The 15,367-nt window shown below is 43.0% G+C and carries 14 protein-coding genes; 8 read left to right on the top strand and 6 right to left on the bottom strand.

Annotated features, from left to right (window positions below; all coding sequences use genetic code 11):
- Positions 1-136 precede the first annotated feature (136 nt).
- A complete protein-coding gene (locus AB4263_RS23020) occupies positions 137-1,573 on the bottom strand; it encodes a glyceraldehyde-3-phosphate dehydrogenase (protein WP_017068649.1) in 1,437 nt (478 codons plus the stop codon).
- Positions 1,574-2,539: 966 nt separating this feature from the next.
- On the opposite strand from AB4263_RS23020, the gene AB4263_RS23015 reads away from it, so the two are divergent.
- Positions 2,540-5,104, top strand: a complete 2,565-nt coding sequence (locus AB4263_RS23015) for an ATP-binding protein (protein WP_065585008.1) — start codon at positions 2,540-2,542, stop codon at positions 5,102-5,104.
- 31 nt (positions 5,105-5,135) lie between these two features.
- Here AB4263_RS23015 and AB4263_RS23010 read toward each other — a convergent pair whose 3' ends face one another.
- The 3 genes from AB4263_RS23010 to AB4263_RS23000 all read right to left on the bottom strand — a co-directional run bounded on the left by AB4263_RS23010 (position 5,136) and on the right by AB4263_RS23000 (position 6,677).
- The gene (locus AB4263_RS23010; protein WP_017061772.1) at positions 5,136-5,372 is read right to left on the bottom strand and encodes a hypothetical protein; all 237 of its coding nucleotides are present in this window, start codon (positions 5,370-5,372) and stop codon (positions 5,136-5,138) included.
- A 166-nt stretch (positions 5,373-5,538) separates the two neighbouring features.
- On the bottom strand, positions 5,539-6,165 hold the full coding sequence (locus AB4263_RS23005; RefSeq protein ID WP_017064850.1) for a D-Ala-D-Ala carboxypeptidase family metallohydrolase: 627 nt from the start codon (positions 6,163-6,165) through the stop codon (positions 5,539-5,541).
- 197 nt (positions 6,166-6,362) lie between these two features.
- Positions 6,363-6,677, bottom strand: a complete 315-nt coding sequence (locus AB4263_RS23000; RefSeq protein ID WP_004742367.1) for a DUF496 family protein — start codon at positions 6,675-6,677, stop codon at positions 6,363-6,365.
- A 195-nt stretch (positions 6,678-6,872) separates the two neighbouring features.
- Between AB4263_RS23000 and AB4263_RS22995 the strand changes: the two genes are divergently transcribed.
- The 5 genes from AB4263_RS22995 (at position 6,873) to luxQ (ending at position 12,077) form a co-directional block, all read left to right on the top strand.
- Positions 6,873-7,073, top strand: coding sequence for a hypothetical protein (locus AB4263_RS22995; protein WP_017061770.1), 201 nt, complete (start codon positions 6,873-6,875; stop codon positions 7,071-7,073).
- A gap of 56 nt (positions 7,074-7,129) precedes the next feature.
- Positions 7,130-7,786, top strand: coding sequence for a YceH family protein (locus AB4263_RS22990; RefSeq protein ID WP_017061769.1), 657 nt, complete (start codon positions 7,130-7,132; stop codon positions 7,784-7,786).
- Entirely contained in the window at positions 7,787-8,101 is a 315-nt protein-coding gene (locus AB4263_RS22985) for a GIY-YIG nuclease family protein (protein WP_017061768.1), read from the top strand.
- Positions 8,102-8,409: 308 nt separating this feature from the next.
- A complete protein-coding gene (locus tag AB4263_RS22980) occupies positions 8,410-9,504 on the top strand; it encodes an autoinducer 2-binding periplasmic protein LuxP (RefSeq protein WP_372098949.1) in 1,095 nt (364 codons plus the stop codon).
- Positions 9,504-12,077, top strand: a complete 2,574-nt coding sequence (gene luxQ / locus AB4263_RS22975) for a quorum-sensing autoinducer 2 sensor kinase/phosphatase LuxQ (RefSeq protein ID WP_372083073.1) — start codon at positions 9,504-9,506, stop codon at positions 12,075-12,077. The genes AB4263_RS22980 and luxQ overlap by 1 nt, the downstream gene beginning before the upstream one ends.
- A gap of 59 nt (positions 12,078-12,136) precedes the next feature.
- On the opposite strand, the gene AB4263_RS22970 is transcribed toward luxQ, so the two are convergent.
- Entirely contained in the window at positions 12,137-12,796 is a 660-nt protein-coding gene (locus AB4263_RS22970) for a PilZ domain-containing protein (RefSeq protein ID WP_017061765.1), read from the bottom strand.
- A gap of 194 nt (positions 12,797-12,990) precedes the next feature.
- On the opposite strand from AB4263_RS22970, the gene AB4263_RS22965 reads away from it, so the two are divergent.
- Entirely contained in the window at positions 12,991-13,341 is a 351-nt protein-coding gene (locus tag AB4263_RS22965) for a HopJ type III effector protein (protein ID WP_017061764.1), read from the top strand.
- A 134-nt stretch (positions 13,342-13,475) separates the two neighbouring features.
- Here the strand turns inward: AB4263_RS22965 and AB4263_RS22960 are convergent, their stop codons facing one another.
- The gene (locus AB4263_RS22960; protein WP_080582242.1) at positions 13,476-13,784 is read right to left on the bottom strand and encodes a DUF1289 domain-containing protein; all 309 of its coding nucleotides are present in this window, start codon (positions 13,782-13,784) and stop codon (positions 13,476-13,478) included.
- Positions 13,785-13,944: 160 nt separating this feature from the next.
- On the opposite strand from AB4263_RS22960, the gene yegD reads away from it, so the two are divergent.
- Positions 13,945-15,297 (top strand): molecular chaperone, encoded by a 1,353-nt coding sequence (gene yegD, locus AB4263_RS22955; RefSeq protein ID WP_017064846.1) that lies wholly within the window; start codon positions 13,945-13,947, stop codon positions 15,295-15,297.
- Positions 15,298-15,367 lie beyond the last annotated feature (70 nt).

The following is a 15,367-nucleotide window of genomic DNA, read 5'->3' as shown; positions in this document are numbered from 1 at the left end:
AGATCTAAGTGGCAACCCTCTTGTTTATACGGGGGAGTAAAACAAAAGGGGTTGCGAAGTCCATACAGACTTCGCAGATATAGTTATTATGTTGTGGAGCTTGTTGTGATGGACGTATCTACAAGAGCGAAGTTAATTAAACTTCTGGGTATGTCTTGTAGCGTACACCCATCATCTGTTCCATACAGTGAACAACTTGGCAGCTGTAGCCAAACTCGTTATCGTACCAAATGTACAGCACGGCACGGTTGTCTTGTGCGATAGTCGCCACACCGTCAACCACACCTGGGTGACGAGAGCCAACCAAGTCGGTAGATACAATCTCAGTCGAGTCTGTGTAATCAATTTGTGCAGACAAAGCAGAAGACAGCGCCATTTCACGCAGGTACTCGTTCAACTCTTCTTTGTTTGTGCCTTTCTCAAGGTTTAGGTTCGCAACTGCCATTGAAACGTTTGGCGTAGGAACGCGAATCGCATTACCTGTTAGCTTACCTTCCATTTCCGGCATCGCTTTTGATACTGCTTTAGCAGCGCCAGTCGATGTCAGTACCATGTTCAATGATGCAGCACGACCACGACGATCACCCGAGTGGAAGTTATCGATTAGGTTTTGATCATTGGTAAATGAGTGCACCGTTTCGATGTGACCAGACAGCACGCCAAACTTGTCGTGAACCGCTTTCAATACTGGCGTGATTGCGTTAGTAGTACAGCTTGCTGCAGAGATGATGGTGTCTTCTGGCTGAATAACATTTTCATTCACACCAAATACCACGTTCTTGATGTCGCCTTTACCTGGTGCAGTCAGTAGCACTTTCTTCGCACCGTTACACGCAACGTGTTGGCTCAGGCCTTCCGCGTCACGCCATACGCCTGTGTTATCAACCACAAGTGCATTTTCAACACCGTAAGCCGTGTAATCCACTTCTTCTGGTTTGTTTGCGTAGATAACTTGGATGAAGTTACCGTTAACGATGATCGCTTTGCGTTCTTGGTCTACAACAATGCTGCCGTTGAATTGGCCGTGTACAGAGTCACGACGAAGCAGGCTTGCACGTTTTTCTAGGTCGCCATCTTTGCCGCCGCGTACAACGATTGCACGTAAACGCAGTGGGTACCCCGGGCCACTTTTCTCGATCAACAGACGAGTTAGCAGTCGGCCAATACGACCAAAACCGTACAATACAACGTCACGAGGTTCTGTCATTGCATCGCCTTCAAGCGATTCGATAAGTGCAGTTTGTAGGAAATCATCCAACCCATGTGTGTCTTCGCGATCTTGCCAGAATGAATGCGCAAGGCGACCAACATCAATACGACATGGAGATAAGTCCATAGAGAGAAGGTGTTGAATAATAGGTTGAGTCTGTTCTGCTGTAAGAGGAGAACCAGTGTAACGTTTTGCGATGCGGTGAGCTTTGATGATGTCGATAGTTGTCGCGTTAACTAAGGTCTTACCAAAGAGGATAACTTCTACGCCTTTTTGACGGTATAACTGACCTAAAGTTGGAGCGATGGATTCAGCAATGGTTTGACTAGTTTGCCAATCTAGGAGGTGCTTTTCGGGACTCATCTTTACTCGGGACCTTTCACGTTAAGTTTCTGCATTCATGGCGGTTGTAGGGAAGCCAATCAGCATAGGGGATTTGAGGCATCAGTCTGTGGTCTTTATTGCCACTTAAATGTGCTGATATACCTTGTGTGTAACTTGTAATTTTTATGTGGCAGGATTGTAAGGTACGACGGGTTATTCTGCTAGGAAAAATAAATGCAGACAAAATATCTGCAAATTGGCTTTATATTAGCCATAAATCAAGATTTGAACGTCGATAAAGACTATTGACTTTAATAATCTGTAGAACTTATTTTTCGTCAAAAAATACTCAATTCAAAGGATAATATGTAATACAGGTCATATTGAACATTAAAGGTGTGATCGCTAACTCAAGTTACACGTAAACAGTAAACGATAAATAAGGGAATTAACGAGTATTGATGTTTGACCTTTGAATAAGCCTAGCTTGAGTGTGAAAAGTGCATCACGCAAACGATTGGATGTCACAATTTTAACCTAACTATCCACTTTGTTAGCACGCAGAGTCATTATTCACAGTCTAGTTGAGCCGCAGAATGTGGATGTGTACTTGTTATGCCGGTGATAATAACTGGAGAAAACGTCTTTTGTTTACATTTTGCTCACTAAAACCTCGCTTGCTTACATCTCATTTGTAGAAACCTCCTCGAGTAGACCTCTCTCACGTAACGTTCACTTGTCTAAAATCGGCTTGTCTCAATCTCACTTAGTAAAGCAGACTCCTCCGCTTTAAAGCCCTGTTTTGGATGCCTGTTGATTCTAATTTTTCGTTCTGGGCTCAGAGTATCATTTGTTCATATCCAATTTGATCAATAACCCCCTGTTAATGTCCTATTCTTAATTTGGGTTAGGTAAATTACTTTCGGGAAGGGAGTCGTTATAAAAATGATAAACATGTCAATTAGATGGCGTCTTATTTTTCTTTCCACGGTTTCTGTACTCATTATGTTCGGGTTTACAGTGAATGAAGTGCTTAAGAACGATGAGAAGATGAATCACCTTGAAACAACGCGTATTAAGGTCGAAGCGCTTCAATTTTTTAATACGGTTTCAAGTGATGCTTATCGATGGTTGGTGCTGTCTAATGATTCCCCTGAGAAAGGTCAGTTGCTTTTAACACTGCAATCAGAGCTGGATAGACTGACTCAGTATGGAATGCGACTTCAACGGTTCGACAGCAATTGGAGTATTGACCCTCAGTTAGCTGAATTGAAAAAGTTGTTGATGATCCTAGCTAGTACACCTGAAACGACAGACAGCAGAAAATTGACAGAGCGCGCTTTCGACTTGTTAAAAGACGTGCTGATGGAGCTGTCCGAATATCGCATGGCTTTAGTCGATGGCAATATTGGTCAAGCGGAAGCGATGTTTATCAATCTTACGCATTATGTGTTTTGGACTCAGAGAGAAGCGTGGTTAAGCTTCAGTTTGTATCGCTCGCCCGAGCTAAGAAATCAATATTTATTGAGCTATGTAGGTGCGCTAGAGAGGCAGCAACAGTTGCTTGATACATTTTTCCGCTCTGATACTCGTTCACCTGAAATTAGGCAACTGCTAAACGCGGTTGCCAAAGATGATTTTCAAGACAAATTTATATCTCGAATCCTCAAAGGGGACTTTTCATCACCCGAAATATATCAACACTTGAAAAGCTTAGAGGTTAAAAAACGGGCTATTTCAAACGCGATTGGCGCTTACACCAATCAAATACAGTTTGAACTGACCAAGAATATCGCGTTGCAGAAAAGGCAAACCTTGGTCATGACGTTGCTTATACTCATCGCTTCTGGTGTTTTGATGTGGCTTGGGGTTGCGACATCTCTGCGCTTAAACAGAAACCTGTCGATTATCTTGAAAGGTGTGTCGGAATGCGCTGATAGCTACGGCCAGCCAAAGGTGATTCGTATCCAAGGGAACGATGAGCTTGCCGAGTTCACTGAAACCCTAAATCGAGTGATGGAACGCAACTATCTGCACAACAAAGAGTTGATAACAGCAAAAGAAGACGCGATTTCGGCTAACAAAGCCAAAAGCGCATTCTTAGCAAATATGTCACATGAAATACGCACGCCACTTAACGGGATCATTGGCATGGCTGAGATCTTATCTCAAAGCCAACTGAGCCCAAATCAACAAGAAGTACTGGGGGATATCGAATCGTCCTCTCACTCTTTACTGGTGCTGCTGAATGACATACTCGACCTGTCTAAAATCGAGTCGGGTAACTTGATGTTGTCACCACACAATGCTGATTTGCGAGAAGCGGTTTATGACTCTGTGAGTGTGATTCAGTCGAAAGCGATAAGTAAGGATATTGAGCTCGACATCAATATCGATTATCAAACGCCGTCACAACTGTTTTTCGATGAGTACCGCGTGAGACAGGTGCTGACCAATCTGCTTTCTAATGCCATCAAATTTACATCTAAGGGCACAATTACAACTGACATTGCTTATACACCTATGTCTATGGGCAGGGGCAAGCTTGAATGCAGCGTGTCTGATACCGGGATTGGGATTGAGCCCGAGAAGTTAGAGTCCATATTTGAACCTTTCACTCAAGAAGATGGCAGCATTACCCGTCAATTTGGCGGTACGGGGTTAGGGCTTGCGATTTGTCGACAGCTTGTTGATTTGATGGGTGGTTACATTACCGCGCGTTCAGTGAAAGGAGAGGGCTCTACATTCACTTTTTGTTTGTATGTCGATGTTGTAGAAGCGCCTGTTCAAACTTTCGATAACCTGAGCCGAGCGACCATCATCTCGAACTCTTTCAATTACCTCGATCAGCTCGTTAAAGAGTGTGAGCGTTTGAATGTTCGAGCCAATGTGGTGTCATCCATTGCTGCCCTTAGTGAAAGTGTAAAAGAAAGTGACTTCATACTTTATTGTCATACCTTGCACCACTCTATGGAAAAAGATCTTGCGACGTTGAAGGTGATATATCCTCTTGCTCGCGTCATCGTTTGTCAGCATCACCTATTTAAAACCAACCTAATCAGAGAAACGGTCCACTCGACTCATACCTTGCCATTCTTGGGCCGACGTTTCTTAACCAGCTTACAATCTCTCGATGTGGGCGAAGAGCAAACGCCTCAAGTGGAAGCAAAAGATGAAGAAGTTCGTTCTCTGAATCGACGCATTTTGATCGTTGAAGACAATCTGATGAATCAAAAAATAGCGAGCTTCTTCCTTGAGCAAGCGGGTTATGAATATTTGATTGCCAGTAATGGCCAAGAAGCGGTGGATGTCATCACCCAAGGAGCTCAGTTTGATGCGGTCTTAATGGACTGCATGATGCCTGTTATGGATGGTATAACGGCGACTCGTGCGATTCGTCAGTGGGAAGCCGATCAACAAGTCACACCATTACCCATCATAGCTTTAACCGCCAGTGTTCTAGAAGAAGACATCAAAGATTGTTTTGAAGCCGGTATGAACGCCTACTTACCTAAACCCTATAAATCTCACCAGCTGTACGATCTTTTCAGTAGCCTTGATATTGTCTAGGGCTCCCGTATCAAGGCTAGCGCGGCGCTACTTAACGAACTTCCAATCCAAGGTTGTATTGTGCAAGGCAACGACCGACATAGCTGATGTTCAGCAAGGCTGCGACTAAGATGGTGCTGATATGGGCGACGATTTGAATTGGCAGTGAGAAGTGATCGGCCATTGGATAAGCAACAATAATACTGAGAAGCATAAGCAAGGTTGTGATAGCTAGACTGAAGTTTGAAACAGAAAGCAGAGTTTGAAAGCGTTGAGTCATCGTCTTCATATTGAATTCCTAATTGCTATTAATAATTATGATACTTGTTATTAATATCAATTAGCGTTCCAGTTTTAATTTACATTTAAAATCATAATCTTATGTAATTTCGCTTGTTTTTAGAGTCTAAGTGACACGTGCGAATTGCAGGTCTTTATGACTTGATCGTGTTTCTTTACCATTGTCTAAACCCACAAGTATCGATGTGGAATCGAACACCTGAATATAAACCAAGCCCAACATTATTTTTTTGCCCGAATTCCGAATGAATATTTTTAAGTTTCACGTGTAGATCTTCGCGAGTAATGTCATTTGCAGGCACTAGGTCTAAGGCACAAAACTCTAAGTGCTTACTTCGCAGTGCACCACCAGCTTGTTGATTGTAGATATCGGTTCGCTCTCCAGATACTGGTATAACAACACCGATTTCAGGCTCAATATATTGTTGTATGTACTTCAGGGTATTGATCATGTTTGGCACATGTTTCTTATTTGGGAGGGTAAACAAGGTTGTATTACTCATTGCCCAATCCGTCCCTTGCAATAGAACGAGATGCAGAGGCATGCTCTGAGTAACGCCATTGTCCTTGAGTTGTTGTCCGATTGCTCTCACTTGGTCTTGAGCGTGATTGAGGAGCATCCAACCTCGAAATGCTGATCGGGTCGGAACCTTGTAGCCATGAACATCGACCACGAGATCGTCATAAGTGATTTCGGTTTCTTCGGTATAAAGTTTCTCAAATTTTTCAGGGTAAGGTTGTGTCGTTGATAACGCCAAGGTAATCAGAATACTTCCGTACATAAAGTCTCTCCATCGCTAGTGTACACTGGTTATTTAGTTTGATACTGCTGTTGAGTTTCATTCATTTTGCTTAGGTACGCTTAAGCCTAGACGGTTAGGTTTAGATGCTTAAGTATAGACGCTGGAGTTTAGGTAAAAAAAACCCACTACTAAGAGTGGGTTACTAACATTGTTACAAGTAAATTAGCGAGGTTAGATTACTTCTTACCTTGGATTTGCTTGTCTTCTTCTGTCAGTTCACGAATGCGACGGCTGATGTCACGGCGAGCTTTAGAAATCTCAGCGCTCTTGATGATGTGGTCATCAACACGGTCTTCGTAGTCAGCTTTCATATTTTTGATAATGCCTAGGATCTCGTCGTGAGTCATCTCTGGCTTGATGTAATCAAGTAGGTTATCAAGAAGGTCGACACGCTTACGGTTGTCACGAACTTTCTTTTCGTTGTCTAAAAGTTCACGCTTAAGTTTGTTCTTACGTCGTGCTTGGTTAACAATTTCAAATACGCTGCTCATAGATTCCTTTTCCTATTCGTCAAATACGTTGTCTGCTTCTGATTAAAGCACATCAATTGATGATGTAACAGTCTTTAGATCAAAGCAAAAGTAAGGTTGTTTAATTATTCGTCACTCTCGCTGATGTGTGATTGTTTTTATCTTACCGTTCAAGTTAGTATCCCATGTAGATACTGCATTGATACGAAATGTGAAATGAATCAACAACAATTGGAAAACGAAGAATTGGACGAGAATGTCACTGAATCTTCAGCAGAACAAAACAAGCTTCGTGATGCGTATGTACAAGAGCGTACTTATTTGGAAGTCGTGGAAATAGAGCTAAACCGTTCTAAGATCATAATGATTGATGAACAGGGCAGAAAGAAACGAGTACCAATTTTGTCTGAACACTAGTTACTGCATTGTTAGGTGTTGAGATGGAATTATCAAAATAATAAAAAGGAAAAACGATGAACACAGTACTTTCCCCAATTGAAGCGAGAATTATCGGTTGTTTGATCGAGAAAGAAGTCACTACTCCCGATCATTACCCACTGACACTGAACAGTTTAACCACGGCATGCAATCAAAAGAGTAACCGTGAACCTGTTCTCTCTCTTTCTGAGTCAGATGTTTTAGATGCAGTTGATGGTTTAATCGGACGTCGCATGGTGAGTGATGAGAGCAGCTTCAATAGCCGTGTTAATAAGTATCAGCATCGTTTCTGCAACACTGAGTTCGGCGATCTGCAATTTACAGAGCAAGAGCGTGCAATCATCTGCTGTATGTTACTGCGCGGTGCGCAAACACCCGGTGAACTTCGTACTCGAACGGGTCGCCTTGCAAACTTTAGTGATGTGAAAGAAGTAGAAGCAACATTAGACAAACTCGCTGCAAGAGAAGCAGGTGCCTTGGTTGTGAAGCTGCCACGCGAAGCGGGTAAACGTGAATCACGCTACCAGCATTTGTTGAGCGGTGAAGTGGACGTTGAAGCGTTTGCGATGGCATCAGTAAGCGCGGCTGCCCCCTCTGCAACGAGTGAAAAGTTTGAAGAGCTTGAGTCTGAAGTTGCAAGCCTACGAGCAGAAGTGGCAGAGCTTAAGGCTCTGGTTGAATCACTGCTTTAAATGTCAGATGCTGATAAAAATGCGGATTGGGTCGTGTACTTGATCCGCAATCGTCACAATGCCCTTTATTGTGGCGTGACGAACAATCTAGAACGTCGATTTGAACAACATCAAACCGGTAAAGGCGCCAAAGCTTTAAAAGGTAAAGGCCCACTTAAGCTGGTTTGGAGCTTTGGTGTTGGCTCAAAAAGTGAGGCGTTGAAAACCGAATACGCGATCAAGCAGTTGCCCAAATCCCGCAAAGAAAAACTGGTATCACTCAAACTGATTATTGAGTGGCAAAAAGACAAAATTCAATATATCGAAGTCTCATAATTCATAGCTAAAATGTTTGTTATTGATTAAATCTTAATAGTGTAAGGAGCTATATCGGCTCTAGCTAAGCTTATGAATTTAAATGGTAATTACTCTTACCGTGAATGGGCTGAAATCATGATTCAACTCGTTGCTCTTAATCTCTATTCAAAATTAACATATTGCTCATTTAGAATGTCGTTCTAATTAGTGTTAGACGCTATCATTTATCATCGTTGTCCTACATAATATCCATTAGCCATACAAAGAGATGGTGTCATGCTAGGTTAAAAAATGAGCCAAAGTAGCTCATATAAAACGAGAAAAATATGAAACGTTTACTTATGTTGTTTGGACTTGCCGTATTTTCTGCGTCCGCTCTCTCCCATGGTACTCATGTCCTCAATGGATATTGGGAATACCAAGATTATCTTTCCAATTTTCCAGAACAAAAAGCATTGACCGATAAAATGGTCGAGGCTGTACAAAATCACCCTGTGCCACTGAGAAGAATTCAAGACGAGCCAATTACGATTTCTGTGGTGTATCCGGGTCAACAGATCTCGGATTACTGGGTTCGTAATATTCAAGCTTTTGAGAAGCGTCTCGATAGGCTGAAGATTCGCTACCAAATAAATCAAGTATTTACCCGTATTAATGCTGATCTCGCACAGCAGAGCATTTCATTGCAAGAAGCGATTGAAAACAAAACGGACTATTTGATTTTCACGCTAGATACCACGCGCCACCGCAAGTTTATTGAGCACGTGTTGACCTCCACAGATACTAAGTTGATTCTGCAAAATATTACGACGCCAGTGCGAGCTTGGGCAGATAGACAGCCATTTATGTATGTGGGTTTTGACCATGCGACAGGCAGTTTAAAACTGGCGGACTATTTTAAACAAGTAAGTCCGCCAGACAGTAAGTATTCTGTTTTGTATTACTCACAAGGCTATATCAGTGATGCGCGTGGAGATACTTTTATCCATGAAGTGAATACGGATACCAACTTTACCCTTAAGTCTTCGTTTTACACCAAATCAAACAAAGACAGTGGCTACCAAGCGGCTAAAATCAGCATAGAGAACGATAAGGATCTAGACTTTATCTATGCATGTTCAACGGATGTCGCTCTCGGTGCAATGGAAGCGATTCGTGAATCGGGCCAAGACATCTTAGTGAATGGTTGGGGAGGCGGCTCTGCTGAACTTGAAGCCATTGCAAGGGGCGACCTAGATGTTACTGTCATGCGTATGAACGACGATACAGGCATTGCAATGGCAGAGGCGATCAAGTGGGATCTAGCCGGTTTGGAAGTGCCTACCGTTTACTCTGGTGAATTTGAAATTGTCACCAAGGAAGATTCCCCAGAACGTATTTCAGAACTTAAACAGCGAGCATTTAGGTACTCAGGTCACTAATGAAGAAAAGTTACGCCAGTACACCTAGAAACACTTTAGCTAGACTCATTACGCGTATCGTTATTTTGGTGATAGGCGTGATGGCACTTGGCGTGCTTATTCATAATTATGAAACCAGCAGTAATATCGTACAGCAAGAGACGAATCGAACGGTACAGCAAACCTCAAGCCTGATCCAAAACATGTTTGATTATCGTTTGTCGGTGCTGCAAATCCATCAAGACAGTAGCTCACACAGTGAAACTCTCAGAGAGTACTTTGATACGGGTAATGACGAGACTCTGAGCTACTTTTTCTTTGGTGTTGACCAACGTGAACCGGATCATGCACCAGATTTACGCTTTGTCTCAACCCACGATGGTTTGGCTTGGGAAGACGGCAACAGTCAATTTTATGGTTTGGATGAGTCCAACTTAAAGCATATTTCTGATGAGGTTTCGTTCAGCAGTAATTGGCATTTTATTAAACTGAGGACAGATATAGGTAAGCGTCACTTGTTGGCTCGCCGCACCCCTATTGTTGATAACGCTACTGGGGAAGTCCTTGGTCAACTCTATATCGCCATTGTGCTTGACAACAACTTCTCTTTGGCTGAGTCAATCCAACAGGGCAGTAATAGCGAAAATATCGTGATTGAAGCGCACGGTACACCGGTGACATCGACATTCAGTGGTGATGAAAGCTACACCATTACTGACATCCTCAATTACCAAATGTACGAACAGTTGCCGCGTCATTTCGTTACCATCGCAACCATTAAGATTAATGCTGTTGAAACTCCTTTAATCATTCGAGCTGTTCAAAAAAATAATAATTTCATTGCGTTAGAAGAGAATTATCAGCGTGCGATCATCGTGGTGATTGTGGTGATCATATTGATGTCTTTTTTTGCTCGAACTTGGATTCAAAAGAGAGTCTCAGCCGAGCTTGATAAGTTAATGGACTTTACTCGTTCGGCAAGTGCTAGCGAAGAGTACAACAAGTTCGATGGCTCTAACATTTTCGAATTTCACCATATTGGTTGTACTCTTGAAGACACCTTTGAGCGCTTATCTGAACAGAATCAAAAATTCCAAGATCTCTTTAACTTTGCTCATTCGCCTATCTTAGTTTGGTCTGAAAAAGGCGATTTGATTCAGATGAACCCCGCCGCTCGCATGGCGTTGTTCGATGCTGATGACAATTATGGTCCAATTGCCCAAGAGTTTGAGCAGCGAATGCTGCCTAATATTCAAATGGTGGTTCAGGGTTCTAAACTGACGGGTATTAACGTACCCATTGGTGAAAAGGTGTTTCGTTGGAACATGTCTGCTATTCGCGTGGAACACGGCATCACAGGAGTGGTGGTACAAGGGCAAGATATTACTAAGCTTATCGAGGCGGAAAGACAGGCTGATCGAGCAAGAGAAGAAGCTGAGCATCTTGCGAATGTGCGAGCAGACTTCTTAGCTAAGATGAGTCATGAGATTCGCACGCCGCTCAACGGTATTCTCGGTGTGTCTCAGCTGCTCAAGCGCTCTATGCACAATGAAGATAATCGCGAGCAGGTGGATGTACTGTGTAATAGTGCGGAACATTTACTGGCGGTACTTAACGATATCTTGGACTTCTCAAAGATTGAGCAAGGGCAGTTTAATATTCAAAAGAAAGACTTCCGTTTAGGGGAGTTAGTTAATACCTTAGACAGCATCTATCGACCGCTGTGTGAAGATAAATCCGTCGAATTTACCATTGTGAATCACTTGGTTGATGACATTGAAATCAATACCGACCAAGTACGCCTCAATCAGATCATGTTTAATCTGTTGAGTAATGCTTTTAAATTCACTCATCAAGGCGGTATCTCCGTCAGCTTTGAGATCGAGAGTATCTTTAACTCCGATCACGCCAGCTTGATCGTTCGAGTGAAAGATTCTGGCATTGGTATTGATGAAAGCAAAATTGATGCTGTTTTTGAACCCTTTGTTCAAGCCGAAGAGACCACCACTCGTGAATATGGTGGCACTGGTTTAGGACTTACAATTGTAAAAAATCTGGTCGATATGCTGGAAGGGGACATTCAAGTCCGCAGCGTGATAGGTCAAGGCTCAGAGCTCACGATAGAAATTCCTGTAGTCGTACACGCCAAGCCGCTATTAGTCGATGCTAAGCAACAAGCTGAGGTTGAGCCAGAGGCGTTGTTTAGTCGACCTTTGAATGTGTTGCTGGTGGAAGACAATCACACCAACGCCTTTATTGCTCAGGCTTTCTGTAAGAAATATGGCATGGTCGTCACCTGGGCAAAAGATGGCTTAGAAGCGATTGAGATGGCTAAGACGATTACCTATGACTTGATCTTGATGGATAACCAACTCCCTAATCTCGGTGGTGTTGAAACCACTCAGCAGCTAAGAGGTGAGATTGGTGTGTCAGCCCCTATTTATGCGTGTACCGCTGATGCTCAAGAGTCAACTAGAGACAGCTTTATGGCCGCAGGGGCGAATTACGTGATTGTAAAGCCGATTAAAGAAGAGTCGCTCCACCAAGCGTTTGTTCATTTCAAAAACTCATACTGGAATGACACAGAGCACTAGGCTTTAACTTAGTGCTCTTTAATGGAGTCTGTTGAAGAGAAGTAACTAATTTTCTGCCTTTATATCGAGCCAGCGACAAAGGCTTGTTCCAATAGCAGCGTTTTCAACTCATCACTCATATCTAGGTGTTCAGGGAATTGGATACCTAGCAGCCAGCCTTGTCTTTGCCTTTTCTTACTTACCACCTTGTAGACAAGATCGTCATCTAAGTACTCATTTAAGTCAGAATTAACTTTTATCTTCCAGCCGACATCAATATCTGATTGCTGGGTAAGATAGATACCGCACCCTGACGCTGAAAAGTCGACTAGTGTGGCATCCAGCGACAAGGTATCAAAAGTGACTTCACAGCTGAGACGTACTTTATACCTTTCGTGTTCACGAATAGGCTTGGTTGCAAAGTTTGAGGGTGGGCGAATGAAGATTAGATGTGCTGGAGAGGTGATATGAGCCAGTACATTGGTTTTGAACGCGACAATGTGCCCAAGTTCGGTGTCGGTAATCGCACGAACAATAATATCAACGTTTGTGAGCTTTCTCAGCGTCAGTGCTTCTGTCGCTTTTTGCGTAAGCTCTAGGATGAGGTACTGATCTTCTTTGTGTCCGATATAAAGTGTACTGATCTGGATTGAGTCGTCTGGGCCAAATTCCAATACACCTGCTGTTTTTGTACCTGGCTTTAGGTATCTGAACAGTTCTAAGTTTTTATCTTTATGCATATTCGTTACTGAACAGTGTTAATCGTTTGATAAAATAATATAACGCCCTGATAAAACTATGTCATTAGTTTCATTGAAGTAATTAGCAGCGTACAACAAAAAAGTGAATCGCTATCTCAAGTAAACAACGGCTTACTCTTGTCGTAAAACAAGATACACTGCTGACAGATATATACTTGATGGAGAAATAGTAAATGGAACTGGAAACCTTATTGAATACTCTGGCTGAAACCCCAGAGGCCGTGCAATTTGAAGATACAATGCAAGTGATCGAAGCTCACTATGATTTTTCTGAGCGCGAATTTCGCAATGGTGAGGTAGTGAACGCTGCAGGGCAGAATAATGGTTCGTGTAAGATTTTTGCTTTTGGTTTAGAGCAAGGCCTATCAGCAGAGCAAACACTTGCTTGTTTTGGTCAATTTTATCGTAACGACGTGCTAGGTTTTCCTGAGAACAGCGACCATCAAAATATTCGTAACTTTATGGTTCATGGCTGGAATGGTATCCAGTTTTCTCAGCCTGCGCTGGTTGCAAAAGTGAAGTAGACACTAACCAGGTAACGATTAGGTCGAAATTTAATCTCAGTATTTTGAAGCGAGAAAACAACCTCTCGCTTTTTTTGTCTATGTTGAACTGGCTAGGAACTTGCTATCCAGTAACTTACTAAATGGGCTCTAAACTACTGAACGGGCAGGGCAGACAAGCACTTACGACACATACAAACTCCAGCCTTTGGAATATCGCTAGTATCTCGTTTTTCTAACTCAAAACACCAACACGTCTCTTTGCCCGCACTGATATCGCATTGAGCTGGCTCATTACACTGTGGACATTGGTGAGTCGAACTCGCGCCACTAAGATTATCCATAACCGACGTTTGCTCTTCTTCAGATAAGCCTTTCCAACCTATAATTTCATCCATTGTTCGAAAGCAGCCACTACACATTCCGCCATTATTTTTACAAGCCGCTCGGCAAGGTGTTTTCATTTCTCTAACCTGTGATTCATTTGGGCTGAAATGTAGCATATTTGTTTCTTCTTGAAGAGCCGTTAAGCTAAGAAATTACTCAGTTAAATTTAGAAATGACCTCGTAATTTTTAGGCTTTTCATGTAGCATCTCGCCCCTTTTATTGAGTGGGGGGATATTATGTTTATTGGATTTGATTATGGAACAGCGAACTGTTCTGTCGCGGCGATGGTTAATGGAGAGCCAAGCCTGTTACCGCTAGAAGGTAACAACCACTATATTCCCTCAACCGTGTTTGCGCCTACTCGTGAGAGTGTTTCTGAACATCTATTCCGCCACTTGAATATCAAGCCGAGTGATGCGATCGGTGAGCAAGTACTACGACGTGCGATTGCGCTGAACAGAGAAGAGAGTATCGACTTAGTGCCAGAAGACATGGCATTTGGTCAGGCTGCGTTGGACTTATATTTAGAAGACCCTCGCGATGTTTATTATGTTAAGTCCCCTAAATCTTTCCTTGGCGCGAGTGGACTGCATGATGTGCAGGTGAGCTTTTTCGAAGATTTAGTGTGCGCCATGATGGCAAATATCAAGAATCAAGCCGAACTCACGACTCAAGAGCAGATCAAGCAAGCTGTTATCGGCCGACCAATTAACTTCCACGGTCGAGGTGGTGAAGAGGCGAACAGACAAGCTGAAGACATACTGTCTCGCGCAGCTAAGCGTGCCGGTTTCCTTGATATCGCTTTTCAATTTGAGCCCGTAGCCGCAGGCCTTGATTACGAAAGCACATTAACTGAAAACCAAACAGTATTGGTTGTTGATATTGGCGGTGGTACCACCGATTGCTCATTATTAGAAATGGGACCAACGTGGTCTGGTAAAGCGGATCGTACCCAGAGCTTGTTGGCACACAGTGGGCAAAGGGTAGGGGGGAATGACCTCGATATCTATCTTGCATTCAAACAACTGATGTCACCTTTTGGTATGGGCAGCAAAGGCATTTCGGGTATTGATATGCCACTGACTCAATTCTGGAACCCAATTGCGATTAATAATGTTGAAGCTCAAAAGAACTTCTATTCAAGAGAAAACCTAGCGGCATTAAAATTACTTCGTAAAGAAGCGTCAGAGCCTCAAAAGCTAGAACGTTTGATGAAGGTTTATCACGACACTTTGGGTTACGGTATTGTGCGTAGAGCGGAAGAGGCCAAGATTGCGCTGGCAGAATCCCCTCAATATCGTGCTGCGATTAATGTTGCCTCTGAACTGGTCGAGGTAGATATCTCAGTCGAACAGATGGTTGAAGCGATTGAAACACCAAAGTCTAAGATGATTGAGTTGGTTAAAGAAGCGATTCAACAAGGCCAGAAAAAGCCAGACGTAATCTACATGACGGGTGGTTCCGCTCGTTCACCGATACTTCGTGAAGCCGTACAACAAGCTGTGCCGAATGTACCGATTGTGAGTGGTAATTACTTCGGTTCAGTAACTGCAGGTTTAGCTCGTTGGGCTGAGGTTTGCTTCAAATAAGAGTTCAATGATGAGTTATGAAGGGCAACCAGTCGCTGATTGGTTGCCCTTTTTTTGGTGCGCCGAGCAT

Origin of the sequence: Vibrio sp. 10N.261.55.C5 (genome assembly GCF_041470505.1) — a bacterium.
GTDB lineage: Bacteria > Pseudomonadota > Gammaproteobacteria > Enterobacterales > Vibrionaceae > Vibrio > Vibrio crassostreae_C.
This window is presented reverse-complemented; position numbering and strand designations above follow the sequence as displayed.